Raw genomic sequence first — 24,078 nt, forward strand, 5'->3', positions numbered from 1 at the left:
GGCCTGAGCTTGCGACCCGCCCGGTTCACCCGATCCCGGACACCAGCACCCCGATGCCGAGCAGTGCGCCTCCGAGGATCCAGCGCGCGGTGGCGCCCCGGGAACTCCGCGCTGAGGCGTCACCCAGCTGCCCGGCGACCAGCTGCCACAGGAGCACCGCGATGCCGCAGGCGAAGCCCAGCCACGCCAGGGCCAGCGCCGTGGAGGACCCGAAGATCCCCAGTCCCAACCACGCCATGGGCACCGCGCCCAGCAGCCAGTGGCCACCGAAGATCACGGCGATCGGCAGGAGCACACCGATCAGCCAGGCGGGACGAGCCGGAACACCCGCGCGCCACCAGGAGCGAGCCGCGACCAGCTGCATCCCCACCCCGAGCAGGAAGGTCACCGAGTACAGGAGGTCGAAGGGCACCGCCATCTGCACGACCCACACCGCCAGCACGATCAGCGCCAGCAGCATCAGCGCCCCCGGCCCCCAGATCCCGGCCCCGACCCGTCCGGAACCCCCGCCGCCCGGCGTCGACGGCGACGACGCGGCGGACAGCGCCAGACCCACCCACAGCACGCTCCCGGCCCAGGCCAGGCAGGCGATCCCCAGGCCCGCCGTGACCGCCCGACGACGCGCGACTCCGGCCTCCGAGCACGCCGCATCGTGGATGCCGCAGCTTTCCGGACCGACCATGGGCAGCATTCCCGCAAGCACCGCGACCGTGAGCACCATGAGGCCGCAGGTCAGGAACGGAAGGCGGCGGCGGGCGGTGTCGCTCATGGGCCCATTGCACCACAGGCCATCACCCCTGGGAACCAGATTCGGGACGGGTTCGCCGCTTCGGGACGGGATATTCCGGTCCCGAAGCGACGAATCCGTCCCGAATCGATCGGAGAGATGGGAGAACAGGGCTGAGAGCTCAGGCCCGGGCGGCCCCGCCCTTGCGCAGGGTGATCTGCCAGCTCGCCGAGCCCGTCTCGCGGAAGTCCTCCACGGCGTGCCCGTCCTTGGCGGCCCACTGGGGGATGGCGTCGGTGGCCTGGGTGCAGTCGAAGTCGATGACCAGCCTGTCACCGGCGGACAGTTCACCCATGACCCGCTGGGCCTGCAGCAGCGGGAAGGGGCAGACCGCGCCGAGGGAGTCCAGGGCGTAGCGGCCGTCACCGAGGTCGCGCACCTGCTCCTTCTCCTCGAGCCGCTGCAGCACCCCGACGCCGCCCGGGGCCATCGCGATCCCCGCGAACGCGGTCGACGCGGCGGCGGGAGCGCCGACGGAGGGCCCGGCGGGGGCAGCGGGGACGGACCCCGCCGACGTCGCCTCCCGGTCCTCCTCCGGCAGGGCCTGATCCAGGCTCTGCGCGGTGGTGTAGGTGCCCTCAGCCTCAGACCCGGCGCCGGCCCCGGAGGCGGCGGGCCGGTCGCGCACCGGGGCCAGCCACAGCTTGGCGCCCAGGCCGACGCCCAGGGCGATGAAGACCAGCGCGACCCAACCCTGCACGGTGAACAGGCCGGTCTGCACCATGCCATTACCGACGGTGCAGCCGCCGGCCAGGGAGGCGCCCACGCCCATCAGCACGCCGCCGGCCGCCGCGCGGACGGTGGTCTGGGCGTCGGGCACCCGCACCCGGAACTCCCCAGTGGCCTTGGCCGCGAGGAACGAACCCGCGAGCAGGCCGAGCACCAACAGCACGCCCCAGTCCAGCTTCTGCGGCTCCCCGGTGATGAGGAACCCCATGAGGTTGGACGACGGCGTGGTGATGCCGAGACCGTCGTTGCGTCCCGTCGCGGCGGACAGCGGCCAGGCGATGACGCCGAGCAGCCCCACCAGGATCCCGGCGCTCCACAGTCCCAGCGGGCGCTGCCACGTCGGGCGCCCGTCCAGGCGCGCGGGACGGGGCCGGGCGGCGTCGGCCCGGCGGTAGCGGGCCACCGCGAGCGCCGTGATCACGGCCAGACCGACGGCGAAGACCCAGGCGGGCAGGCCGAGGGCCTCCGGGATGGTGGTCAGCCCCGTGGTCCCGGACTTCATCCAGGTGGTGAAGCCGCTCAGCGGACCGGACTTCATCACGGCCGCGGAGGTGGCGTACAGGGCCAGCGCGACCCAGGAGCCCACCAGCCCCTCCCCGGAGCGGTACCAGGTGCCGGAGGCGCAGCCGCCGGCCAGGACGATGCCGAGGCCGAAGACGAGTCCGCCGATCACCACGGCCGCCGGGGCGAAGGCCGGGTACTCGGGGGTGATCGCCCCGGTGGCGGTGAGGAGTGCCAGGCCCAGCCCGTGCACGGAGATCACCACGAGCAGGGCGGTGAACCCGCGCCACGAGCGCTGCAGGAAGATGTCCCGGAGCATCCCGGTGACGCAGAAGCGGCCGCGCTGCATGATGATGCCGAGGAGGATGCCGATGCCGAGTCCGGTGAGGATCATGGGTGCCCCGTTTCCGTCGCGAGTGGGTGGCCCGCCGATCGCGGGCCTGGCCCGAAGCTACGCGGGCGGTCGCGGCGTCGTCGAGGGTCGCGTCATCCGGGGACACGACGACGCCGGCGGTCATCTCCCGCAACGCAGCGGTGGGCAGCCCCGCCCGACAGGAGATTCGGGACGGGTTCGTCGCTTCGGGACGGGATATTCCGGTCCCGAAGCGACGAACCCGTCCCGAGACGAGGTGATGGGCGACGGGCGGGGGCGCTCACGACCGGAAGTAGTCCTGCGCCGTCGCGAAGCCGCCGGCCCGCTCGAAGTCCTCGCGCACCGCGGCGGCCAGGGCGTCGTCGTGCAGGAAGTCCAGGGCGGCGCAGGCCAGGCCGAATGCCCCGTCCATCCCGGCCCGCTCGGCGTCGGGGGTGCCCGCGGCGACGGCGAACTCCCGGGTGTGCAGCCCCACCCCGTCGGCCGAGACCCGGATCAGCGGGTGGAGGCCCGGCACCCGGTGGCTGACGTTGCCGAAGTCCGTGGAGGCCGCCAGCACCTCGGAGACCGTCCCGCCCGGGTACGGGTCCCGCCCCCGACGCCGCTGGGCCAGCACCCACCGATCCGTGAGCGGCCCGTTGGAGCGCACCGGCAGGGTCGCCGGCGCCTCATCCCACCGCACCTGCGCCTCGACGCCGGCCATCATCGCGGCCCCGCGCAGCACCTGCTCCACCCGCGCGGACAGCTCCGCCAGGGTCTCCGGGTCCTGGGAGCGCACATACAGCAGCATCTGCGCGGACTCCGTGATGATGTTCGGCTGGCTGCCGCCCTCGGTGATCACCGCGTGGATGCGGTCGGTGGGCGGGGTCTGCTGACGCAGCAGCCCGATCCCCTGGTAGGCCAGGCTCGCCGCATCCAGCGCGTTGCGGCCCAGGAACGGGTGGGAGGAGGCGTGGGCGGCCCGCCCGGTGAAGCGCACCCGGCAGTCCCGGCGCCCCAGCCACGCCTGGTCCGCGGTGTCCGTGAAGTAGGAGTGGACCATCACGGCGGCGTCGAGATCGTCGAAGGCGCCGTCCCGGGCCATGAGCTCCTTGCCCGCCTGCCCCTCCTCCGCGGGGGTGCCGAGGAAGACGACCCGCCCGCGGAAGGCGCGGGGCTCGGCGCGCAGCAGGTCCGCGAGCGCGGTGAACGCCCCCAGCCCGGCCACGGCGATGACGTTGTGCCCGCACCCGTGCCCGATCTCCGGCAGCGCGTCGTACTCCGCGAGGATGCCGACGGTGCGGTCCCGCGTCGGGTCGAAGTCCTGCGAGCGCACCTCGGCGCGCACGGCGGTGTCCAGCCCGTGGGAGGGACGCTGCGCCGCGATCCCGTGGGATGCCAGGTGGCCCACGACGACGTCGGCGGCGTGGTGCTCCCGGAAGGCGGTCTCCGGGTGCTCGTGCAGGTCGTGCAGGATGGCGGTCAGCTCGCCCTCCTGGGCATCGACGGCGCGCTCCAGGGCGTCGACGACGGCCGCGGGGGCGCCGTCGTGCGGGGCGAGGTGGTGCTGGGCGGTCTCCCGACGCCGTGCGGTGCGTCGCTCGAGGATCTCCAGGTACGGATGTGATGCGTCTCCCATGGGAAAACGCTATCAGTCCGCTGTGCGCCCTCCTCTCCCCTCCCGGCGCAAAACGGGACATGCTTCCCACATCGGGACGTGTAGCGCCCGGATATGGGAAGCATGTCCCGTTTTGCGGAGGGGAGAGGGAGAGGGGGAGAAGGCTAGGGGCGGAGCATGACCTTCACGGCCTCCCGCTGATCCATCAGCCGATACGCCTCGGCGGCCTCCTCCAGCGGCAGGACGCGGTCGAAGACCTTCCCCGGGTCGATCTCCCGGTCCCAGATCCGCCGGATCAGGTCCGGCAGGAACCGACGCACGGGGGCGGGCCCGCCGTGCAGGTGGATCAGGCCGAAGAACAGCTCATCCCCCGGCAGCTGGACGTCGTGGGAGACCCCCACGTACCCCACGTGCCCACCGGGGCGGGTGCTGCGGATGGCCTGCATCATCGAGCCCTGGTTGCCCACGGCCTCGATCACGCTGTGCGCGCCGAGCCCGTCGGTCAGCTCCTTGATCCGCGCCACGCCGTCGTCCCCGCGTTCGGCGACGACGTCCGTGGCCCCGAACCGGCGGGCCAGGGCCTGCCGGTCTTCGTGCCGGGACATGGCGATGATCCGCTCGGCCCCGAGCTGACGGGCCGCGAGCACGCCCATCAGGCCGACGGCGCCGTCGCCGACCACGGCCACCGTCTTCCCCGGCCCGGCCTGGGCGGCGTCGGCGGCGAACCACCCGGTGCCCAGCACGTCGGAGGCCGCCAGCAGGGACGGGATGAGGTCCTCGTCGGGCTCCCCGGGCAGACGCACGAGGGTGCCGTCGGCCCACGGGATGCGGGCCCTCTCCGCCTGGGTGCCGATCTCCCCGTGCACGAACACGGCGTGCACGCACCGGGACTGGTACCCGGCCCGGCAGATCTCGCAGGTGTTGTCCGAGATGACGAAGGAGCCGACCACCCAGTCCCCCGGGGTCAGGGTGCTCACCTCATCGCCGACCTGCTCCACGACGCCCACGTACTCGTGGCCCATGGGCAGGTCCTCACCGGGGTCGTCCCCGCGGTAGGGCCACAGGTCCGAACCGCACACACAGGCGGCTTCGATCCGGATGACGGCGTCCTTGGGGTCCTCGATCCTCGGGTCCGGGCGCTGCTGCACCCGGACGTCTCCGGCGCCGTGCAGGACGACTCCTCGCATGATGGCTCTCCTTCAGCTGTGGATGATCGCGGCCGTAAGCCGCACTTCTGTGGTGCCCCGTCTGGGGTCAGGGGCGGCGGACGTAGTCCTCGTCGCTGACGTGCTCCAGCCCGGTGGTGGTGGTCGACGGGTCCTCGGCGTTCTCCAGCATCGCCAGGTGCTCCATGAAGTGCTCCGGGTCGGCCCCGTGCCAGTGCTCCTCCCCGGCGGGGCAGTACACGGTCTGCCCGGGCAGGGCGCGCAGCACCTCGCCGTCGCGGGTGCCGAACAGGGCGACGCCATCGGTGACGTGCAGGGTCTGCCCGTGGGCGTGGGAGTGCCAGGCGGTGCGCGCGCCGGGGGCGAAGCGCACCTTCGCGACGACCATCCGCTGGCCCTCCTCCTGGGGGACGGCGATGGGGTCCACCCACACGTCCCCCGTGAAGTTCTCCGGCGGGTTCTTGGTCGTCGCCCCGTGCTCGATGACGCGGTGTGCCATGGTCATGCCTTCCTCTGGTTCTCGATGGTCTGGTTCCCGTTGGTCTGATTCCCGGCGACCTGCCCGGTGCCCTGATGCTTCGCCGCACCCCGCCGCTCGGCGGCCTGCTGCGCGGCGTCGGCCGCCGCGTCGGTCGCGGCGAGCGAGGCCAGCAGCCGCAGCTTCTGATCCGCCTCCGAGCCGGCCGGGGCGGAGTAGACGTAGAGCACCTGCCCCGGGTCCGCGGTCACGGCCAGCTCCTCGTAGGCCAGCTCCAGCCGCCCGACCTCGGGGTGGTCGAAGCGCTTGAGGCCGTTGCCGTGCACCCGCACGTCGTGGGCGGCCCACAGGGTGCGGAACAGGTCGCTGCGGGTGGACAGCTCCCCCACCAGCTCCTGGATGCCGCGGTGATGCGGGTTCCGGCCGGCGTCAGCCCGGAGGATGCCCACGCACATGCGGGCCATGGTCTCCCACTCCGGGTAGAGCGTCCGGCTGGCGGGGTGCAGGAACTGGAAGCGGGCCAGGTTGGGCAGGGCGCCGACGGAGCCGATGGCCGGGGCGTAGAAGGCCCGACCCAGGGCGTTGACGGCGAGCATGTTCTGGGCCTCGTCGCGCACGAACGCGACGGCGCCGGTGATCGCATCCACCATCTGCTGCAGGGCCGGGCGCACGGGCGCGGGCCCGACGCCGCCCCGGCCGGGATCCCGGGAGTGCGGGGAGCGGGTGCGCTCGGCGGGGCGGGCGAGGTCCAGCAGGTGGGCGCGCTCGGCGTCGTCGAGCTGAAGGGCCGCGGCCAGCCCGTCCAGCACCGCCGGGGAGGCGCTGGCCAGGGCGCCGCGCTCCAGGCGGGTGTAGTACTCGACGCTGATCCCGGCCAGCTGCGCCACCTCGGAGCGACGCAGCCCCGGCACCCGGCGGGGACCGGGCCCGGCGGGCAGGCCCACCCGCTCCGGGGTGATCTTGGCGCGCCGCGAGGAGAGGAATTCGCGGATCTCGGCGGATTGGTCCATGTCTTCGAGGCTAAGCCGCACCGGGCGCCCGGAGGGAGACCCTGACAGGGCACCCCACCTCCTCCTCTTCCGCAAAACTGGAGATGCTTCCCATATCGGGACGTGTAGCGCCCAGTTATAAGAAGCATCTCCCGTTTTGCGCAGAGAAGGGAAGGGGCGCGTCAGTCGAGGTGCTCGGAGAACTGCTTGCGGATCTGCTCCGCGGTGACCGTCGGGATCTCGGCGGTCAGCGGCCGGTCCTGGGAGATGAGGCGGCGCTTGACCACCTGCCACATGACCGCCAGGAACCCGAACCAGACGGGGCTGACGTACAGCGCCACGCGGGTGTCCGGGGACAGCGCCAGGCAGCAGGCGATGAACGCGAAGAACGCCAGCGAGATCCACGGGGTGACCTTGGGGAAGGGCACCCGGAAGCGGGAGGCCTCGTGGTGGGTGGGGTGGCGCCGGTGGTACAGGATGTAGCTGACGACGATGGTGCCCCACGTGAACAGGATGTACGCCGAGCACAGGGAGCTGACCATCGTGAACGCCTGGGTGAGGGCGTCCCCGGCCAGCAGCACCGGCACGGAGGCGAACAGGAACACGGTGGAGAAGAAGACCGCGTTGCGCGGCACCCCGCGGGAGGAGGCGAAGCGCAGCCAGCGCGGGGCGTGCCCGTCCTTGGCCAGGCCGTAGGCCATGCGGGTCGCGGAGTACACCCCGGAGTTGGCGCTGGAGGCCGCGGAGGTCAGCACCACGAGGTTCACCACGAAGGCCGCCCCCGCGAAGCCGACGTTGCCGAACATCGTGATGAACGGGCTCTGGGCGGGGTCGATGGAATCCCACGGGGTGACCATCATGATCACCGCGAGGGAGCCGATGTAGAAGATCGCGATGCGCAGCACGATGGAGTTGACCGCGCGCGGCAGGTTCCGGTGCGGGTTCTCCGTCTCCGCGGCGGTGGTGCCCACCAGCTCCACCCCGATGAAGGAGAAGATCGCCAGCTGGAAGCCCATCAGGAAGCCGTGGAAGCCGGTGGGGAAGAAGCCGCCGTGGTTCCACAGGTGCGCGACCTGCGCCTCCTGCCCGGCCGGGTTGCGGAAGCCGGTGGCCACCAGGATGATGCCGACGACGATCAGCGCGAGGATCGTGACGATCTTGATGATCGCGAACCAGAACTCCGTCTCCCCGAAGGCGCGCACCGGCTGCAGGTTCAGGAGGATCAGGCCCAGCGCCGTCGCCACGGCCGGCAGCCACACGGGCACCTCGGGCCAGAAGTACTGGACGTACGCGGTGATCGCCACGAGGTCCGCCACGCACCCGATGACCCAGGACAGCCAGTAGTTCCAGGCCACCATGAACCCGGCCCACGGCCCGATCTGGTCCTTGGCGATGTCCCCGAAGGTCTTGTAGTGCAGGTTGGACAGCAGCAGCTCCCCGAGCTGGCGCATCACCAGGAACAGGATGAAGCCGATCAGCCCGTAGACCAGGAGGATCGCGGGACCCACCAGGTGGATGGTCTGCCCGGAGCCGAAGAACAGGCCGGTGCCGATGGCCCCGCCGATCGCGATCAGCTGCAGGTGGCGGTTGTGCAGCCCGCGGGCCAGCCCGCCTTCGTTCTCGCCGCTGGCGACGTCGGCCGGGACGCGCCCGGAGGACGCCGCCGCGTCGGGGGTGCTCGCGGGGGATTCGGTCATGGCTGGGCCTTCCGTGGGGGCCGACGCCGCACGTCGACCGGTCGAATGCTTCCCTCAGCATATGGGGTGGTGGCCCACGGTGATCCAGGCTACCCCCGGAGAGGTTTCCGGCGGTTTTCCCCGCCGCGGTCGTCTCACGGTGCGGAACGAGTCAGTGTGCGGAACGGGCGGAGCGCTCCCTCAGTCCCCCAGGCCGCGGGCCAGGCGGGTGAGGGTGCGCAGCACGGCCTCGGTGACCTCGGCCTCAGTGATCTCGGCCTCGTCGTCGGAGGTGCGGAAGGACTGCATCTCCTGGTGCAGCCGCTCCATCTCCCCGTCCATGGACGCGGCGGAGTCGGCGGTGCGGGTGAGGTCGTCCAGCAGCCCGGAGGGGACGTCGCCGTCGTACTTGTAGAAGATCTTGTGCTCCAGGCTGGCCCAGAAGTCCATGGCGATGGTGCGCAGCTGCACCTCCACCGGCACGGTCACCGGGCCGGTGGACAGGAACACGGGGATCTCCAGGATCAAGTGCAGGCTGCGGTACCCGTTGGGCTTGGGGTCGGCGATGTAATCCTTCTCCACCACCAGGCGCACATCGTCCTGGCGACACAGCATCTCCCGCACCCGGTACACGTCCGCGGTGAAGGAGCAGATCACCCGCACCCCGGCGATGTCCGTGATGGACTCCCGGATCTGCGGCAGGGAGCCCAACCCGCGCTTCTGGGCTTTGCGGGCCAGGCTGTCCAGGGACTTCAGGCGGGAGGAGAAGCTCTCGATCGGGTTGTAGGAGTGGATGGCGGACAGCTCACGACGCAGCACCCGCACCTTGGTCTCCACCTCGTCGATGGCGCACTCGTACTCCAGGAGGAACCGCTCCACCGTCTTGCGGTGCCGGCTCAGCTCCGTCGGATCCAGGGCCCCGGAGCCCTGCGCGTCCCCCATGGTCAGCTCCGCCCGGCGCCCTGCCAGGCGCGGTCGTAGAACTCCTGGGAGCGGGAATCCAGCAGCAGACGGTAGTCCTCGGGGCTCAGCGACTGGGCGGAGCCCCCCGGCAGCTTCCCGGTGAACGCGGAGACGCCGAGGCCGGCCTCACCGTCCTTCAGCTCCAGACCCGCGGCCTCGAGCATGGTCGGGTACATGTTCAGCTGATCCGCCCCGGAGCGCAGGGCGCCCTTCTTCCGGTCGGCTTCCGGCACCCAGATGCGGTTGAAGATGGTGCGGTTCGGGTGGTCGTCCAGCTCCTCGTGGAAGGCGTCCCCGGCGCTCATGTGCTTGAGGTGGTCGCCCATGATGACGACGGCCGTGTCCTCCAGGTACCCCTTCTGCTTCATGTACTGCACGTAGTCGGCGACCTGGTTCATCGAGCAGGCGTACACGGAGGTGACCTCGCTCTGGGTGTCCACGTTGCAGTAGTCGAACACGTGCACCGGCTCGTGGGTGTCCAGGGTCAGCATGGAGAGGTTGAAGGGCTGCCCGGTGCGCTGGGCTTCGGCGTGCAGCTGGTCGATCTCGTCCTTGGCGTGGGCCATCAGCCGCTGGTCGCTCAGGCCCCAGTCGCTGCGGAAGTTCTCCTCCGGCTCCCCGGCGGCACGCCAGTCGTGGAGGTCCTTCTGCTCGTCGTAGCCGTGCCCGCCGAGGAACTTCTTCTTGGCGGCGAAGTCGCCGTTGGCCCCGCCGAGGAACACGTTCTTGTACCCGTGGTCCTTGAGGACGTCGCCCATGCAGGTCAGCCCGCCGAGGTACGCCGCGTTCTCGTCCTTCTCGGCGGAGTCGGCGATGGAGCTGGAGCCGGAGCCGCCCTTCAGCGGGACCCCGCACTGGGTGGAGACGATCCCGGCCATGGTCCATCCGCCGCCTTCGTACTGCCGGTAGTCCGGGATGGACTGCCAGCCTTCGCTCTCCGGGGTCGCCTCCTCCAGACTCTTGAAGGCGTCCTTCTCGAACAGCTGGTCATCGGCCAGGGTCTGCTCCCCGGATTCCAGGTAGATGACCACGAGGTTGCGCTTGCCGGCGTCGGAGGTGACGGTCGGCGTCGTGTAGTAGTCGTCCAGGGTGTACGGGGAGTTGGCGGCGCGCAGGTAGTCGCGGATGCCGACGGTGCTGGCGAAGGCGCTCGTCCCGCCGATGCCCAGGGCCAGAACCGAGAGCGTGGCGAGGATGTTGCGGGGCCAGCGCCAGCTGCGCGGCGGGCGGGGGGCGCCGTCGGCCATGCGCCGGCGCACCACCCGGCGGCGCCAGGCGATGATCCCGGCGACGGCGAGGGTCACCACCACGGGCAGCACGCCGACGCCGAGGATGCCCTTCCAGACGATGGCCCCGCCGCCGCCGTCGGTCTGCACGGAGAAGAGGTTGGTGCGCAGCTGGTCGAAGGTGATGGGGCCCCAGTAGTGGCGGATGCCGAGGGCGGCGATGAGGCAGGTGAGGCCCAGCCACAGCAGCAGGTAGGCGAGGATCCGGCCGAGCACCCGCCCGACGGCGCGGGTGGCCGTGCCGATGCGTCCTGCCATCGTGTGCTCTCCTCCTCGCGTGCGCGCTCCACCGGGGGACACCTCGGTATGGGCCATGCGGATTCATGGCGGGGACGCGCCGAACCCATCGAAGTCTAATGAGGGGTCACCTGCTGTTCAACAGCATGTCGCCGTGAGATGGACCCGGTGACCCGCGCCCCTGCGCCCCTCCACCCGCCTCCGCCCCTCCACCCGCCTCCACCCGCGTTTGGGAGCGGTTTCGTGGTTTGGGAGCCTCGAGGACACTCCCAAACACCGAAACCGCTCCCAAACCGGCCAGACGAGGCGGGTGCCCGGCGGGGCCTCATAGAGAGTCACAGTGAGAACCACACTGAGAAAACTCTCAATGACGTTCTCAGTGGGACCCTCATTCTCAGCGCGTGCTCAGCCGATCCGGCTGCCCTCGACGACTCGGTAACGGGTGTCCCGCTGTCCTTGGCGCCCCTCCATCACCACCAGGCCCTCCGCGATCGGACGGGCCAGTGCATAGCGGATCTGAGAGACGCTCAGGCCCGCTGTCCTCGCGAGCTCCCGGATCGGCATCGCCCCGGATTCCACCAGCAGTCGCAGCACATGCGATTCATGCCGGGTCGGGCGGGAGCTGGCCGGCATCGGCAGGCCTGCCGGAGAGTCCACAGCCGCCTTGCGTTCGGGCACTCCCCGCGGAGGCAGCACCTCATCGCGTCTGCGACTCCGATCTGCAGCCCTCCAGAGCCAGGCCGTGAACCGCACTGACGCATCCGTCAGCTTGGGGCGCGGGAGTCCCCTGTCCGCAACGGACCGGAAGACCTCTCGGATGCCGCCGCCCTCGCCCTCGATCACTGCGGCCCCATCGGGCAGCTTGAGCTTCTTGGCCATCTGGTAGAGCCTCTGGTTCACAGCGGCCTGAGCGTGCTCGACGCTCTCCAGCTGCTCCAGGGAGACTCCTCTGAGTCCGCCGGGGCTCTGGATGAACAGGGCATCCGGCCTCAGACGCACCTGGATCCCCTTCCCTGTGCCCAGGGTGTTCGGTCCGAGATCCCGATGCACCAGCGCATTCGCCACGAGCTCTCGGACGGCGTTGAGCGGAAGCTCGGCCACGCTCTCCATATGACCGTCCGGCCGGTAGCGCCGGACGATATCCAGGTTGTCCTCCACCCACTCCATGACCTCGGCCAGCAGCACAGGCACCGGACCCGTGAAGTCCTGGAGGTTGCGATTCCGCGGACTCCCCTCACCTCCGGGCAGCTGCACCGCAGCCGTCACCGTGAGAGAGGGATACTGGCCCTGCGGGTAGTCACCGAGCGCGTAGAGACCGGCGAGGGTGGGCTCCCCCGAGGCCTTGAGCACGTTGGTCAGCTGAAGGATCTGCTCATCGGTGCGCCCACGCAGACGCCGATCCTGTGCACGAACCTCCTTGAGGTACGCCTCGACGAGCTCGGGGATGAGGTCCTCCCTGTTGCGACCGTGGGCAGGAGTGAGGTCATAGTCGACCTGCTCCTCGACGTGGAGCTTGGCCACCTCGATCATCCGCAGCTCATGATCCTGCATCCGATAGTCTCCATCGGACTGACGCAGGTAGGAGTGTCCTCGCGTCACTGCAGGCCGCTCCTTCAACGGCAGTGCGATCACCTCGATGACGAGGACATCGCCCTCTCGGCAGCGGATCGTCTGCGGCTCGAGAGTAGGGCAGGGACGGACGGACTGCCGATTGGCGGAGATGACCCGGGCCTCCAGACTGGCAACGTCCTCCACCCCGGTGATGTTGAAGTCCCCTCCTGCTTCATCGACGCCGAGGATGATCGTTCCGCCCTCCGGCATATTCGCGAAGGCGCACAGCGTCTCCGTTAGGTTCGGCAGTCCCCCGGCCGCCCGCTTGACTTCGATGGACGTGGTGTCACCACGGCGTGCCCGGAGTTCATCGAGCACGGAATCCAGAGTCTCAGCTGTCCACTCCATGAGGTCACACTACAACTCACACTGAGAAAAATTCTCAATGATGTTCTCAGTGTGGACTCAGTCGCCCCGACGACGCGCGGGTGCGCACCCTGCCGACTCTCTCGGTCCCCATGCACTCCGGTTTGGGAGGGGTTTCCGTGTTTGGGAGTGTCCTCGGGGCTCCCAAACACCGAAACCGCTCCCAACCCGGCCGGTTCCCCGCCCCCGCGGGTCAGAAGCCGCCGGCGTCGGCGGCCATGTTGGCGAAGCGGGAGTAGTGGCCCTGGAAGGCGACCGTGATCGTCTTGGTGGGGCCGTTGCGGTGCTTGGCGACGATGACGTCGGCCTCCCCGGCGCGCGGGGACTCCTTGTCGTAGATGTCCTCGCGGTGCAGCAGCATCACCATGTCCGCATCTTGTTCTATCGAGCCGCTTTCGCGAAGGTCCGAGACCATGGGCTTCTTGTCCGTGCGCTGCTCGGAGCCGCGGTTGAGCTGGGACAGGGCGATGACGGGCACGTCCAGCTCCTTGGCCAGCAGCTTCAGGGAGCGGGAGAACTCGGAGACCTCCTGCTGGCGGGACTCCACCTTCTTGCCGGAGCTCATCAGCTGCAGGTAGTCCAGGACCACCAGGCGCAGGTTGTTCTTCTGCTTGAGCCGGCGGCACTTGGCGCGGATCTCCATCATGGACATGTTCGGGGAGTCGTCGATGAACAGCGGGGACTTGTCCATCCGCCCCATGACCTCGGCGATCTTGGACCACTGGGCGTCCTCGAGGGAGCCGCGGCGCAGGTCGGAGAGGTTCAGGGAGGCCTCCGCGGAGAGCAGTCGCATCGCGATCTCGTTGCGGGACATCTCCAGAGAGAAGATCACGGTGGCCATGTCGTGGTGGATGGCGGCGGAGCGGGCGATGTCCAGGGCGAGGGTGGATTTGCCGACGGCGGGGCGAGCGGCGACGACGATCATCTGCCCGCCGAGCAGCCCGTGGGTGAGGTCGTCCAGCTCGTAGAAGCCGGTGGGCACGCCCTGCATGCCGTCAGCCTTGTCCCCGTTGGCTTCGATCTCCTCGACGGTCTCCCCGATGACCTCCTTGAGGATCACGTAGTCCTCGGCGGCGCGCCGCTCGGCCACCTGGTAGATCTCGGTCTGGGCCTGGTTGACGAGGTCGTCCACCTCGCCGTCCTGGGAGTACCCGAGCTGCACGATCTTGGTTCCGGCCCCGACCAGCCGCCGCAGCACGGCCCGTTCGCGCACGATCTCGGCGTAGAACCCGGCGTTGGCGGCGGTGGGCACGGAGGAGATCAGGGAGTGCAGGTACGCGGCACCGCCCACGCGCCCGAGCTCCCCGCGCTTGGTGAGCTCGTCGGCGACGGTGATGGCGTCGGCGGGTTCGCCCTTGCCGTAGAGGTCGATGATCGCTTCGTAGATGGATTCGTGGGCGGGCTTGTAGAAGTCGACGCCGCGCAGGACCTCGACGACGTCGGCGATCGCGTCCTTGGACAGCATCATCCCGCCGAGCACGGACTGCTCGGCGACGTTGTCCTGGGGCGGGGTGCGACCCCCGCCGTCGCGTTCGGAGACGACCTCAGACACGTGCTCTCCTCGTCGTAGTTATCCACAGGTTGGGCCCGCGGTGGGCCGATGTGCACCGTTCGGGGCAGTTCATCCACAGGTTCGCCGCGTTCTTCCACAGAAACTGTGGACAGCGGTGGGGATGGGGCGGACGATGCCGCGCGCATCCTGTGGATAACCCTACCCGCTCCCGCCCCCTCGGACCCGGCCCCGGCCCCGGCCCCGAAGCCAGGTTTCGGGACGGGTTCGTCGTTTCGGGACCGGAATATCCCGTCCCGAAGAGACGAACCCGTCCCGAACACGATTCCGGCGGGGCCGAGGGCCGGCGGGTGGGCCGGGTCAGCTGTTGGCGGCGGCCACCATGAACACCAGCACCGGGTTGGTGAGCACGGAGACCACGAGCAGCAGCAGGTTCAGGACGCGGCGGCGTCGGTACTTGAAGAAGCCGAAGACCGCGAAGAAGGAGGCGAAGGCCGCCGCGATCGAGGAGACGACGAGGCAGATCAGGAAGATCGCGAGGATCACCTGGTTGCTCCCCCAGTTCCCGCCGAAGAACCCGAGGATGATCAGCAGCATCGCGGCCAGCCAGAACCCCAGACCCATCGCGAACAGGCGGGTGCTGGGCAGCCAGCGACGGCGGGGTCCAGGGCGGCCGGGGCAGGCGTCGTCGGCGGTGGTGTGGCTGGGGGTCATGGGCTCCATCTTCGCATCGGCGGCTGGGAGCATCCGCGGGGTGGATGCGCCAGGGCCCGCCGTCCGCACCACGGTGGGTGCGGGGGCGGGCCCTGGATCGGCAGGCGTCAGGCGCGGGTGCTACGCGGCGACGACGTCCAGCTCCACGGAGGCGACGACGTCCTCGTGCAGGCGGACGGCGACCACGTGGCGGCCGGTGCGCTTGATGCTCTTCTCGATGGTGATGGTCCGCTTGTCCACGGCACCGAGGCCGGCGGCCTCGATCGCCTCGGCGATCTGGGCGGGCTTGACGGTGCCGAACAGGCGACCCTCGGCCCCGGCCTTGACCGGCACGGAGACGGTCTCACCGGTCAGACGCTCGGCCTGGGCCTGGGCGTCCTCGAGGTTGTGCTGGGCACGGGCCGCGCGGGCGGCGCGGATCGACTCGACCTGGCGCTCCCCGCCCTTGGTCCACACGGTCGCCAGACCGCGGGGGAACAGGTAGTTGCGGGCGTAGCCGTCCTTGACCTCGACGACGTCGCCAGCGGCGCCGAGGCCGGTGACTTCCTGGGAAAGAATGATCTTAGCCATGTGTTCTGGTCTCCTTCTCGATCAGCGGCCGGCGCCGGAGTAGGGCAGCAGGGCGACCTCGCGGGCGTTCTTCACGGCCTGCGCGATCTTACGCTGCTCCTGCACGGTCACACCGGTGACGCGACGGGCGCGGATCTTGCCGCGATCGGAGATGAACTTGCGCAGCAGCGCGACGTCCTTGTAGTCGATCTCGGTGATGTCAGCAGCCTTGAGCGGGTTCTGCTTGGGTTTCGGCTTGCGGAGTTCAGCCTTGGCCATCGTGGTGCTCCTTGTTCTCTCAGTTGGAGCCCGCGGGTTCGTGCCCCGCGGGATGGGTGGGTGTCAGGGGAGGGCGGGTGCGGTCTAGAACGGCGGTTCGTCGTCCTGGCCGGCACCCCAGTCGTAGCTGCCGCCGGAGCTCTGCCCCCAGGGGTCCGCCGCCGGGGCCTGCTGGCCTCCGCGGTTGCCTCCCTGGTTGTAGCCGCTGCCGCCGTAGCCGTTGCCGGGCCCCTGGCTGGGGTTGCCCCCGCCGAAGCCCTGCTGCTGGCCGCCGCCCTGGTTGAAGTTCTGCTGTCCGCCGCCGAAGCCCTGACCGCCCTGGTTTCCGCCGAAGTTCCCTCCGCCGGAGCGCTGGTTGCGGTTCACGGATGCGGTGGCGAAGCGCAGGCTGGGGCCGATCTCGTCGACGTCCAGCTCCATCGAGGTGCGGCGCTCGCCCTCCTTGGTCTCGTACGACCGTGCCTTCAGCCGCCCCTGGGCGATGACGCGCTGGCCCTTGGTGAGGGACTCGGCGACGTTCTCCGCGGCTTCGCGCCAGATGGAGCAGCGCAGGAAGAGGGCTTCCTGGTCCTTCCATTCGTTGGTCTGGCGGTCGAAGGTGCGGGGGGTGGAGGCGATCGTGAAGTTCGCGACTGCCGCCCCGGAGGGGGTGAAGCGCAGTTCGGGGTCGGCGGTGAGGTTGCCGACGACGGTGATGATGGTCTCTCCGGCCATCATGACCTCCTTGCAGTCGTAGCGAGTGGTGCTCCTACCAGTGGACCACGGGGGACTGACAGATCCAATGTCCCGGGGCCCCCTGTGGAAGCTACTTGGAGGAGATCTTCTGCTCTTCCGGGCGGATGATCTTGGTCCGCATGATGTTCTCGTTGAGGTTCAGGACGCGGTCCAGCTCCTTGGCGACGTCCGGCTCCGAGGTGAAGTTCACGACGGCGTAGATGGCCTCGCTCTTCTTCTGGATCTCGTAGGCCAGGCGGCGGCGGCCCCAGATGTCGATGTTCTCGATGGTGCCGTTGCCCTTGCGGACGACGTCGAGGAACTTCTGCAGGGTCGGCTCGACGGCGCGGTCGTCAACCTCGGGGCTGATCAGTGCCATGAGTTCGTATTCACGCATGTGGGAACCCACCTCCTTCGGTCTCGGCGGCTGCGGTCTCTCCGCAGCAGGAGGTTCGCTTGCGCGGGTGCGGTGCGCGAGGGGTCCGGGAACGGTCCCGGTCTCGGCACAACCTGCCCGAGTCTACCCCATCCGCGCCGCGGCACCCAGGGGCCGGGTCACGCGGGGTCAGCCGATGCGTCCGCGCAGCTGCTCGGGGTCGGCCGGCGGGGCGGCGAGGACCTCCCGGGCGGCGTCGACGGCGTCTTCCACCTTCCACAGCAGGACGCCGACGGGGCGGCGGTCGGCGTCGAGGTAGTAGACGACGCGGCGGCCGTCGCCGAGGTCGTCCTCGAGGGTCTCCAGGGTGGAGTCCAGGGTGCCGACGGCCTCCCAGCGGGTGCCGTTGACGAGGGAGTAGAAGTACGGGGTGTGGGCGTACCGCTCCCCGCCGGAGGCCATGGAGCGTCCGGCGGTGGTGCCCATCTGCAGGGCGTTGTCCTTGTGCTCCACGCGGGTGCGCCCGAGGATCACGTCCGGGTAGGAGGCGATGTCCCCGGCGGCCCAGATGTGGGGGTCGGAGGTGCGCAGCTGCTCGTCCACGCGCACCCCGCCGTCGGCCAGCTCCAGTCCGGCGGCTTCGGCGAGCTCGGTGCGGGGGGTGGCGCCGAGGCCGAGGATGAGCACGTCGCCCTCGACGTCGGTGCCGTCGTCCAGGCGCACCCGGATGCGATCGCCGTCGACGTCGGCGCGCTCGGCCCGGTGCCCGCCGCTGACCTGCACCCCGGCGTCGGTGAGCAGTGCCTGGTACTGCACGGCGAGGTCCGCGGGGAATTTGGCGTCCCCGAGGGTGGTCTCCGGGATGATCAGGTGCACGGAGACGTCCTCCTGGCTGAGGACGGCGGCGAGCTCCGCGCCGATGTACCCGCCGCCGAGGAGCACGAACTCGCGGTGGGTGCGGGTGAGCTCGCGCAGGCGCCGGTAGTCCTCGGCGGTGCGGTAGGTGAGGATGTGCGGGTGCTGTGGGGCGTCGAAGCGGTTCGGCTCCGCGCCGGTGGCGAGCAGGAGCTTGCCGTAGCCGATCTGCTGGCCGTCCGCGGTGCTCACCCGGCGGTTCTCCCGGTCGATGCCGGTCACGGTGGTGCCGGTGCGCACCTGCGCCCCGGTGGCTTCGGCGGTGCCGGTGAAGAAGTCGTCGAGCTTCGCGTCCGGGTTGAGCCAGAGCAGCTTGGACAGGGGCGGGCGGGCGTAGGGCTCGTCGTCTTCGGCCCCGAGGATGCCGATGCTGCCGGTCGCGTCGATCTCCCGGATGCCGCGGGCGGCGGTGTCCGCGGCCATGCCGGCGCCGGTGATGAGGTAGTCGAACCGCTCCGTGCCCGATTCCCGCGCTGCGCGGGTCTCCTGCTGGGTGTGTGATGCGTCCATGGGTGCTGCTCCCTTCCGGTCCGCGGGCGGCACCCCGGTGGGCGGGGTGGCGCGGACCGAGCGTCGTTCCTCATTCCACGCTACTGCGCGGCAGCGGCCGCCGGAACCCCGCTGACCTGGGCAGACGCACGACGACGGCTCGATGCCGGTCAGCGCAGACCGTAGGCCTGAGGCTGGGGGTGGTTGCTGCGGGCGGTCCACCCGGGGATGAGGCAGGCGTCGACGATCAGCCAGATGAACTGGGCGGTGCCGATCAGAGCCGGGATCACCAGGGTCCAGGAGAACAGGATGATCAGGATCGTGAGGATGATGTGTCCGACGGCGTTTCCGGTCTTGCCGAGGTAGAAGGAGTGCGCCCCGAAGCCGCCGAGGAAGAACCAGAGGACGTAAGCCAGGCCCATGCTCTTGGGGGTGATGACGGTCTGATGCACCACCGTGGGGTAACCGGGCTGACCGTACTGCGGCTGACCGTACTGGGGCTGCGACGGGTTCCGGTCGAATCCGCCGGTGGGGCCGACGCCGGGGTGATCGTAGGCATCGGAGGTCGCCGGGAACTGCTGGCCGGGATGGCGCTGGAGCTCTCCGGCGGTGTCGGATGCAGCACCGTAGCGCGCCTCTTGCCCGGAGCCCTCAGGACGCTGGGCGGGAGAGGAGCCGGTGGGAGCAGAGGTCGTCTCGGCGGGGTGCTCTTCAGGCTGCTGGCTCATGGTGCGAGGTCCCTTCCGATCGGGCGGCGAATGATGTGACCCACACTACACCCGGGGTGCGACGAAGGGCTGAACCTCAAGTGGTCATCGTCGTGGGGCCTGCCGGCGCAGACCCTACGACGATGACCACCCGGTGATCCGAAGGGTTTCCTACTTCGGGTCCCGGCGAGTGAAGGAGAAGAACCCCGCCACCAGCGGTACCGCGCACCACAGGGCGTACCACCAGCCGGCCGGGACCCGCTGCGGATCACCCACCGGGTCCGAGGCGGTGGTCAGGGTGTTCGCCAGGTTCATCGGCAGATACGGCATGAAGTCATTGGCCCAATCCAGGTTGGTCAGGAAGGACCACACCAGCGGCAGCACGAACAGCACCACCACCACGACCACGATCGCCCCCGCGCTGTTGCGCAGCAGCGCCGCCAGCCCCAGGCCCATCCAGGAGGTCAGCACGAAGACCACCAGCAGACCCAGCACACAGGTCCAGTACCCGGAATCCGTGAAGTCGAAGTGCGCGTCATCATCGGACAGGATCAGCTGCGTCAGCGGGTAGGAGACCACCGCGGAGATCAGCGCCACCAGCGCGGAGAACACGGAGATCACCAGCGCCTTCGCCACGTACACCGCCCACCGGCGCGGGGCCGCGGTGAACGTGGAGATGATGGACTTGGTGCCGAACTCCGTGGACAGGATCATCACCGCCATCGCACCCACCACGATGAACCCCAGGGTCGCGCCCGCCGTCGGCGTCATCACCGCCAGGTCATGCACGTTCCCGGACAGCGAAGCCTGCATCTCCGCGCCGCCCTCCGCGGCCGCGGGATCCTGCGACACGGACTGGCTCGCGGAGGTCATGAAGTTCACGCTCCACGCGGCCATGGCTGCCATGCCCGCCATCAGCGCGATCGTCACGATCATCAGCACCCACGAGGACACGAGGGTGCGGAACTTCAGCACCTCCGCGCGCAGGATCCCCAGGAAGCTCAGCCGGTACGGGGAGGTGTGCGCGGCGCGGTCGGTGCGGGGGGTCTCGGAAACGGCGGTGCTCATGCTCGGCTCTCCTTCGCGACGTGCTGGGCCTGCGGGGCCTGCTGGGCCTGGGGTGCGTTCGGGTCCGCGGAGCGGTACTCCACGGAATCCTGGGTCATCCGCATGTACACCTGCTCCAGGGAATCCCGCTGCGGGGTGATCTCATACAGCAGGATGCCGGCCGACTGCGCCCGCTCGGCCACCTCGCGGGCCTCGGCCGCCACCAGCAGACCGTCCTGCTCATGCGGGGTGGACTCCACGCCGTCGGCGCGCAGCCGATCCGCGAAGGCCGCGGCGTCGTCCGTGCGCACCAGCACCCGGTGCTCCCCGTTGGCGTCCAGGAAGCTCTGCAGGGGCTCATCCGCGAGGATCCTGCCCTGCCCGATCACGATCAGGTGATCCGCGGTCTGCGCCATCTCCGACATCAGGTGCGAGGACAGGAACACCGTCTTGCCCTCCGAGGCCAGGTGCCGGGCCATCTGCCGCACCCAGATCACACCCTCCGGGTCCAGGCCGTTCACCGGCTCATCCAGGATCACCGTGGAGGGGTCCCCCAGGATCGCCGTCGCGATGCCCAGGCGCTGACCCATCCCCAGGGAGTACCCTCCCACCTTCCGCTTCGCGGCCGAGGCCAGGCCGGTGATCTCGATGACCTCATCCACCCGGGACTTCGGGATCCCGTGGGTCACGGCCATCGCCCGCAGGTGGTTGACCCCCGAACGCCGGGGGTGCACCGCGCGCGCCTCCAGCAGGGAGCCCACCGACGTCAGCGGCGAGCGCAGGGCCGCATACCGCTGCCCGTCCACCAGCGCCTGCCCGCGGGTGGGGTGCTCCAACCCGAGGATCATCCTCATCGTCGTGGACTTCCCGGCGCCGTTGGGCCCGAGGAAGCCGGTCACCTTCCCGGGTTGCACCGTGAAGGACACATCATCCACGGCCCGTTTGGGGCCGTACGTCTTGGTGAGGCCGCTGACCTCGATCATGGAATCGCTCCCGTTCTGCAGGGGTCTTGGTGGTCTTCTGGTCTTCTCCGGCGTGTGTGACCCACTGTATAAGGAGATCCCGGCCGCTCCCGCAGCACAGCGAGGAAACGGCCGGGATCTCATCCTCAGGGCGGAGGCCGGGGTGGAGCTGGCTCCACCCCGGCGCCGAGCCGGACCCCCTTCCGGCCCCGAGCCGAGCCCGGTCAGGGCCGGCGCGGGTCAGTACCCGTTGCTCGAGTGCGAGTCCTGCACCGTGATCTCCTCCGGGGTCACCGTGATCATGAAGGCCCCGGAGAGGGGCGAGGTGGTGCTCTTGTCCTCCCACGGCTCGTCATCGTCGAAGCGGTACTGGTAGGAGAACTTCACCTTCCCGCTCTCCGAGGTCCGCACGTACAGCTGCTGCCGGTCTCCAGCTCGTCCACCGGGTCCGAGTCCGTGCTGTTCAGGCCGTCCGTGAGCATGAACGTCGGGTACTCCTCCACGGACCAGCTGGGGTTGCGGTGCTCGTCATCGGCCTCGTAGTAGCTGTTCAGCCTGCACTCGGCGACCTTGAACTCCTTCTTCGCCACGCACGCGTCGATCTTCTCCTTGGCCTTCGCCGCGGCATCCGTCACCGCCTGCTCGGTGAGCCTCTGCCGGAACTCCACCGTGGAGCCGGACAGCTCCGAGGAGGTGTCCTCGTCCGCGGTGACCGTGACCTTCTGGTCATCGCCGTAGGTCAGGTACTTCCCGCCCTTCGGCGCGGCGAAGGTGTACTCCCCGGGCAGCACCGTCAGGCTCACCGCGTCCGGGTCCTCCTCGAACACGGAGCGGCGGTGGTACCCGGAGGTGGGCGACGGCGAGGCCGACGACGCCGGCACGCTCACCTCATGGCCGTTGACCGTCAGCGTGTCCTGACCGGCCGGCACCGAGACCCGCACCGTCTTGTACAGCCCGGACTGGTCCGGGGCGATCTCCCACTGCCGCAGCCCCAGCACCCCGCCGGCACGCGTGAGCTGCAGCGTGGTGTCCGTGGAGCGCTGATCCTGGGTCACGGAGACGGTGGCCGTGGCGGACTGGCCGTCATCGGCCACCTCCACGTCCTTCACGTCGTACCCGGAGATCCGCTGCCCGGCGTCCTTGTACACGTCCCCGGTCAGCAGCACGCGCTGCGCGGAGGGGACGTTCGGATCGATCAGGTTCGTCGCGGCCTGGGCGTCCCCGTCCACGACGGCGTCGAAGTACTCCTCCACCACGTGCTCGGGGCTGTACACGGTGGCGTTGGCGATGCGCACCCCGGCGAACGCCAGGATCAGCACCAGCACCAGCGCCCCGGCGATGATCCCGGAGATCTTCAGCCGCTTCTTCGCCCTCGGGGACAGCGGCGCGGCCTCGCGCACGGCCGCCGTCTGGGCGGTCTGCTCGGACGGGGACGAGGAAGCCGGCAGCCCGGGTTGCGGGGCGGTGAAGGGACGGGTCTGCTTCGCACCCTCCCCGACGATCGGTGCGGCCTCAGCGCCGGACCGGGCGTCCGCCTGGGCATCGGCCTGAACGGCGGTCTCGGCACCGTTCTCGGCGGCGACCGGCGCGCCGGCTCCGAAACCGGCGGCCCCGGCATCGGCACCTCCGTTCCCGGCGCGCTGGGTGAACAGCACCGGAACCGGGGCTCCGAACAGCACGGCGCGCGCGACCCTGCGGCACGGCCCGGGCCAGGTGCGGCACCGCATACCGGGCCAGCACCTCCACGACCCCACCCCACAGGGCGAACACCACCGGCGTCCACCACGCCGAGCCCATGGACAGGCGCGCGGAGTAGCCGCTGTAGGCCTGCACGGATATCTCCGCGCTGATCCGGCCGAGCATCAGCGTGACCAGCCCGGCGAGGAAGAACACCAGCGGCATGGCCACCCAGGAGGTCCACCGTCCGAGGCCGGGGCGGCGCCCGGCCCACGCGCAGGCCAGAACCAGGATCCCCACCACCAGGAACAGCCACATCAGCATCGGCCAGGCGGTGGCGACATCCCGGGTGCCGCCGGACCACAGGAACAGCGTCTCCCGAGCGTTGCCGCCGTCGCCGCGGGCCACGGCCGTGACGGCCCCGAGGTGGGTCATGGAGACGAGGTCGACGCCGGCGAAGGTCCCGATCAGCAGCACCGCCAGGAAGGCGGCGAAGGAGCCCTCCTCCACACCGGAGCCGATGGACAGCAGGATCAGACCGAACACGGACAGCGCACCCAGGTACAGCGCGCTCAGCCGCGCCGCCGGCGCGAGGCCCGGCACCCACTGGTGCACCAGATCGGAGACCCGGGTGGGCTCAGGCCCCAGGGCGGTGCGCCGAGCCCAGACGCCCAGCAGCGTGTCGGAAGACCAGCGGGCAGATCACCAGGCCAGGACTCATCGCCCAGAAGTGCAGACGCACGGCGTAGTCGCCGTCCTCCGTGGCTCGCCCGGCCAGCACCATGGTCAGCACCATCGCGAAGACCGTCAGCAGCCCGGCGGTGACCAGGGAGGAGAGCCACACCTGGTCGGGAGCCACCCGCTCCTGGCGGCGGACCTGGCGGGCCGCCACCACCCGGGAGCAGATGAACAGCGCCACCGCTCCCACCACGGTGATCATCACCGGCAGGAAGCCGATGGACAGGTGCAGGAGATCCGACCTGGAGTCCACGGCGGTCACGCTCAGGTGCATCCGTCCGCCCAGGGCCATGGAGACCAGCTGCACGGTCAGCGCGACGACGAAGTACACCCCGGTGCCGTTGCGGAGCAGTCCCACCACGTCATCGGCGTCCAGCAGACCTGCGCCACTCAGGGAGCCCGCCGTCTCGGAGCGGATGGCCACCACGATCAGCACGGAGAAGACGACGGCGGCCAGGAGCATCGCCCCGTAGGTGATGCCGGCGGCGGCCCGCGGGTTCTCGTTCCTCTCCGGCTCGCGGGCAGCGCCCGAGGGCTCGGAGGGGGTGGGCTGACCGGGGGAATCAGTCATGATGCATCCTCAGAGGTGATGGTTGCGGGTGATGATGCCCACCAAACTATCGGATCGCACGGCGATGCACG

Annotated in this window: 24 protein-coding genes; all 24 read right to left on the reverse strand. The window is 70.1% G+C overall.

Translation table 11 applies throughout. The annotated features are described in order from the left end of the window. Positions 1–25: 25 nt before the first annotated feature. Positions 26–769 (reverse strand): hypothetical protein, encoded by a 744-nt coding sequence (locus I6G21_RS03765; RefSeq protein ID WP_061225153.1) that lies wholly within the window; start codon positions 767–769, stop codon positions 26–28. A gap of 139 nt (positions 770–908) precedes the next feature. After that, positions 909–2,411: a YeeE/YedE thiosulfate transporter family protein gene (locus I6G21_RS10845; RefSeq protein ID WP_129358021.1), complete on the reverse strand. Its 1,503-nt coding sequence runs from the start codon at positions 2,409–2,411 to the stop codon at positions 909–911. 259 nt (positions 2,412–2,670) lie between these two features. After that, positions 2,671–4,008: a M20 family metallopeptidase gene (locus I6G21_RS03775; RefSeq protein WP_129358022.1), complete on the reverse strand. Its 1,338-nt coding sequence runs from the start codon at positions 4,006–4,008 to the stop codon at positions 2,671–2,673. Between the two features lie 143 nt (positions 4,009–4,151). Further along, on the reverse strand, positions 4,152–5,174 hold the full coding sequence (locus I6G21_RS03780; RefSeq protein ID WP_058730364.1) for a zinc-dependent alcohol dehydrogenase family protein: 1,023 nt from the start codon (positions 5,172–5,174) through the stop codon (positions 4,152–4,154). Positions 5,175–5,241: 67 nt separating this feature from the next. Continuing rightward, complete coding sequence (locus I6G21_RS03785) at positions 5,242–5,658, reverse strand: (R)-mandelonitrile lyase (protein ID WP_232238518.1); 417 nt, start codon at positions 5,656–5,658, stop codon at positions 5,242–5,244. Next, on the reverse strand, positions 5,655–6,641 hold the full coding sequence (locus tag I6G21_RS03790; protein WP_129358023.1) for a helix-turn-helix transcriptional regulator: 987 nt from the start codon (positions 6,639–6,641) through the stop codon (positions 5,655–5,657). Before I6G21_RS03790 ends, I6G21_RS03785 begins: the two co-directional genes overlap by 4 nt. A gap of 161 nt (positions 6,642–6,802) precedes the next feature. Further along, on the reverse strand, positions 6,803–8,317 hold the full coding sequence (locus I6G21_RS03795; RefSeq protein ID WP_061225150.1) for an amino acid permease: 1,515 nt from the start codon (positions 8,315–8,317) through the stop codon (positions 6,803–6,805). 180 nt (positions 8,318–8,497) lie between these two features. Continuing rightward, the gene (locus tag I6G21_RS03800) at positions 8,498–9,238 is read right to left on the reverse strand and encodes a GTP pyrophosphokinase (RefSeq protein WP_129358024.1); all 741 of its coding nucleotides are present in this window, start codon (positions 9,236–9,238) and stop codon (positions 8,498–8,500) included. Positions 9,239–9,240: 2 nt separating this feature from the next. Beyond that, positions 9,241–10,803 (reverse strand): LTA synthase family protein, encoded by a 1,563-nt coding sequence (locus tag I6G21_RS03805; protein ID WP_129358025.1) that lies wholly within the window; start codon positions 10,801–10,803, stop codon positions 9,241–9,243. Positions 10,804–11,187: 384 nt separating this feature from the next. Then, a complete protein-coding gene (locus I6G21_RS03810; protein WP_232238535.1) occupies positions 11,188–12,711 on the reverse strand; it encodes an RNA-binding domain-containing protein in 1,524 nt (507 codons plus the stop codon). 241 nt (positions 12,712–12,952) lie between these two features. Further along, positions 12,953–14,311 (reverse strand): replicative DNA helicase, encoded by a 1,359-nt coding sequence (dnaB, locus tag I6G21_RS03815; protein WP_129358027.1) that lies wholly within the window; start codon positions 14,309–14,311, stop codon positions 12,953–12,955. Positions 14,312–14,629: 318 nt separating this feature from the next. Continuing rightward, entirely contained in the window at positions 14,630–14,983 is a 354-nt protein-coding gene (locus I6G21_RS03820; protein ID WP_129358028.1) for a hypothetical protein, read from the reverse strand. Between the two features lie 120 nt (positions 14,984–15,103). Then, on the reverse strand, positions 15,104–15,553 hold the full coding sequence (gene rplI / locus I6G21_RS03825; RefSeq protein WP_058730492.1) for a 50S ribosomal protein L9: 450 nt from the start codon (positions 15,551–15,553) through the stop codon (positions 15,104–15,106). Positions 15,554–15,574: 21 nt separating this feature from the next. Next, positions 15,575–15,811 (reverse strand): 30S ribosomal protein S18, encoded by a 237-nt coding sequence (gene rpsR / locus I6G21_RS03830; protein WP_058730491.1) that lies wholly within the window; start codon positions 15,809–15,811, stop codon positions 15,575–15,577. Positions 15,812–15,895: 84 nt separating this feature from the next. Then, positions 15,896–16,525 carry a single-stranded DNA-binding protein gene (locus I6G21_RS03835; protein WP_058730498.1) on the reverse strand — a complete coding sequence of 210 codons (630 nt, stop codon included), beginning with the start codon at positions 16,523–16,525 and terminating at the stop codon, positions 15,896–15,898. Positions 16,526–16,616: 91 nt separating this feature from the next. Next, positions 16,617–16,922: a 30S ribosomal protein S6 gene (gene rpsF / locus I6G21_RS03840; RefSeq protein WP_058730490.1), complete on the reverse strand. Its 306-nt coding sequence runs from the start codon at positions 16,920–16,922 to the stop codon at positions 16,617–16,619. A gap of 168 nt (positions 16,923–17,090) precedes the next feature. Then, the gene (locus I6G21_RS03845) at positions 17,091–18,326 is read right to left on the reverse strand and encodes an NAD(P)/FAD-dependent oxidoreductase (protein WP_058730489.1); all 1,236 of its coding nucleotides are present in this window, start codon (positions 18,324–18,326) and stop codon (positions 17,091–17,093) included. 149 nt (positions 18,327–18,475) lie between these two features. Beyond that, positions 18,476–19,033 carry a TM2 domain-containing protein gene (locus I6G21_RS03850; protein ID WP_196825865.1) on the reverse strand — a complete coding sequence of 186 codons (558 nt, stop codon included), beginning with the start codon at positions 19,031–19,033 and terminating at the stop codon, positions 18,476–18,478. A 150-nt stretch (positions 19,034–19,183) separates the two neighbouring features. Beyond that, on the reverse strand, positions 19,184–20,080 hold the full coding sequence (locus I6G21_RS03855) for an ABC transporter permease subunit (RefSeq protein ID WP_064725070.1): 897 nt from the start codon (positions 20,078–20,080) through the stop codon (positions 19,184–19,186). After that, positions 20,077–21,042 (reverse strand): ABC transporter ATP-binding protein, encoded by a 966-nt coding sequence (locus I6G21_RS03860; protein WP_058730487.1) that lies wholly within the window; start codon positions 21,040–21,042, stop codon positions 20,077–20,079. The genes I6G21_RS03855 and I6G21_RS03860 overlap by 4 nt, the downstream gene beginning before the upstream one ends. Positions 21,043–21,261: 219 nt before the next feature. Further along, positions 21,262–21,408: a hypothetical protein gene (locus I6G21_RS03865; protein WP_165590104.1), complete on the reverse strand. Its 147-nt coding sequence runs from the start codon at positions 21,406–21,408 to the stop codon at positions 21,262–21,264. Further along, on the reverse strand, positions 21,405–22,421 hold the full coding sequence (locus I6G21_RS03870) for a zinc ribbon domain-containing protein (RefSeq protein ID WP_129358029.1): 1,017 nt from the start codon (positions 22,419–22,421) through the stop codon (positions 21,405–21,407). The genes I6G21_RS03865 and I6G21_RS03870 overlap by 4 nt, the downstream gene beginning before the upstream one ends. 112 nt (positions 22,422–22,533) lie before the next feature. Continuing rightward, the gene (locus I6G21_RS10635) at positions 22,534–23,313 is read right to left on the reverse strand and encodes a hypothetical protein (RefSeq protein ID WP_129358030.1); all 780 of its coding nucleotides are present in this window, start codon (positions 23,311–23,313) and stop codon (positions 22,534–22,536) included. Between the two features lie 22 nt (positions 23,314–23,335). Further along, positions 23,336–24,007 carry a hypothetical protein gene (locus I6G21_RS03875; protein WP_129358031.1) on the reverse strand — a complete coding sequence of 224 codons (672 nt, stop codon included), beginning with the start codon at positions 24,005–24,007 and terminating at the stop codon, positions 23,336–23,338. Positions 24,008–24,078 lie beyond the last annotated feature (71 nt).

Source organism: Rothia kristinae, assembly GCF_016028855.1.
GTDB classification, from domain to species: Bacteria; Actinomycetota; Actinomycetes; order Actinomycetales; family Micrococcaceae; genus Rothia; species Rothia kristinae.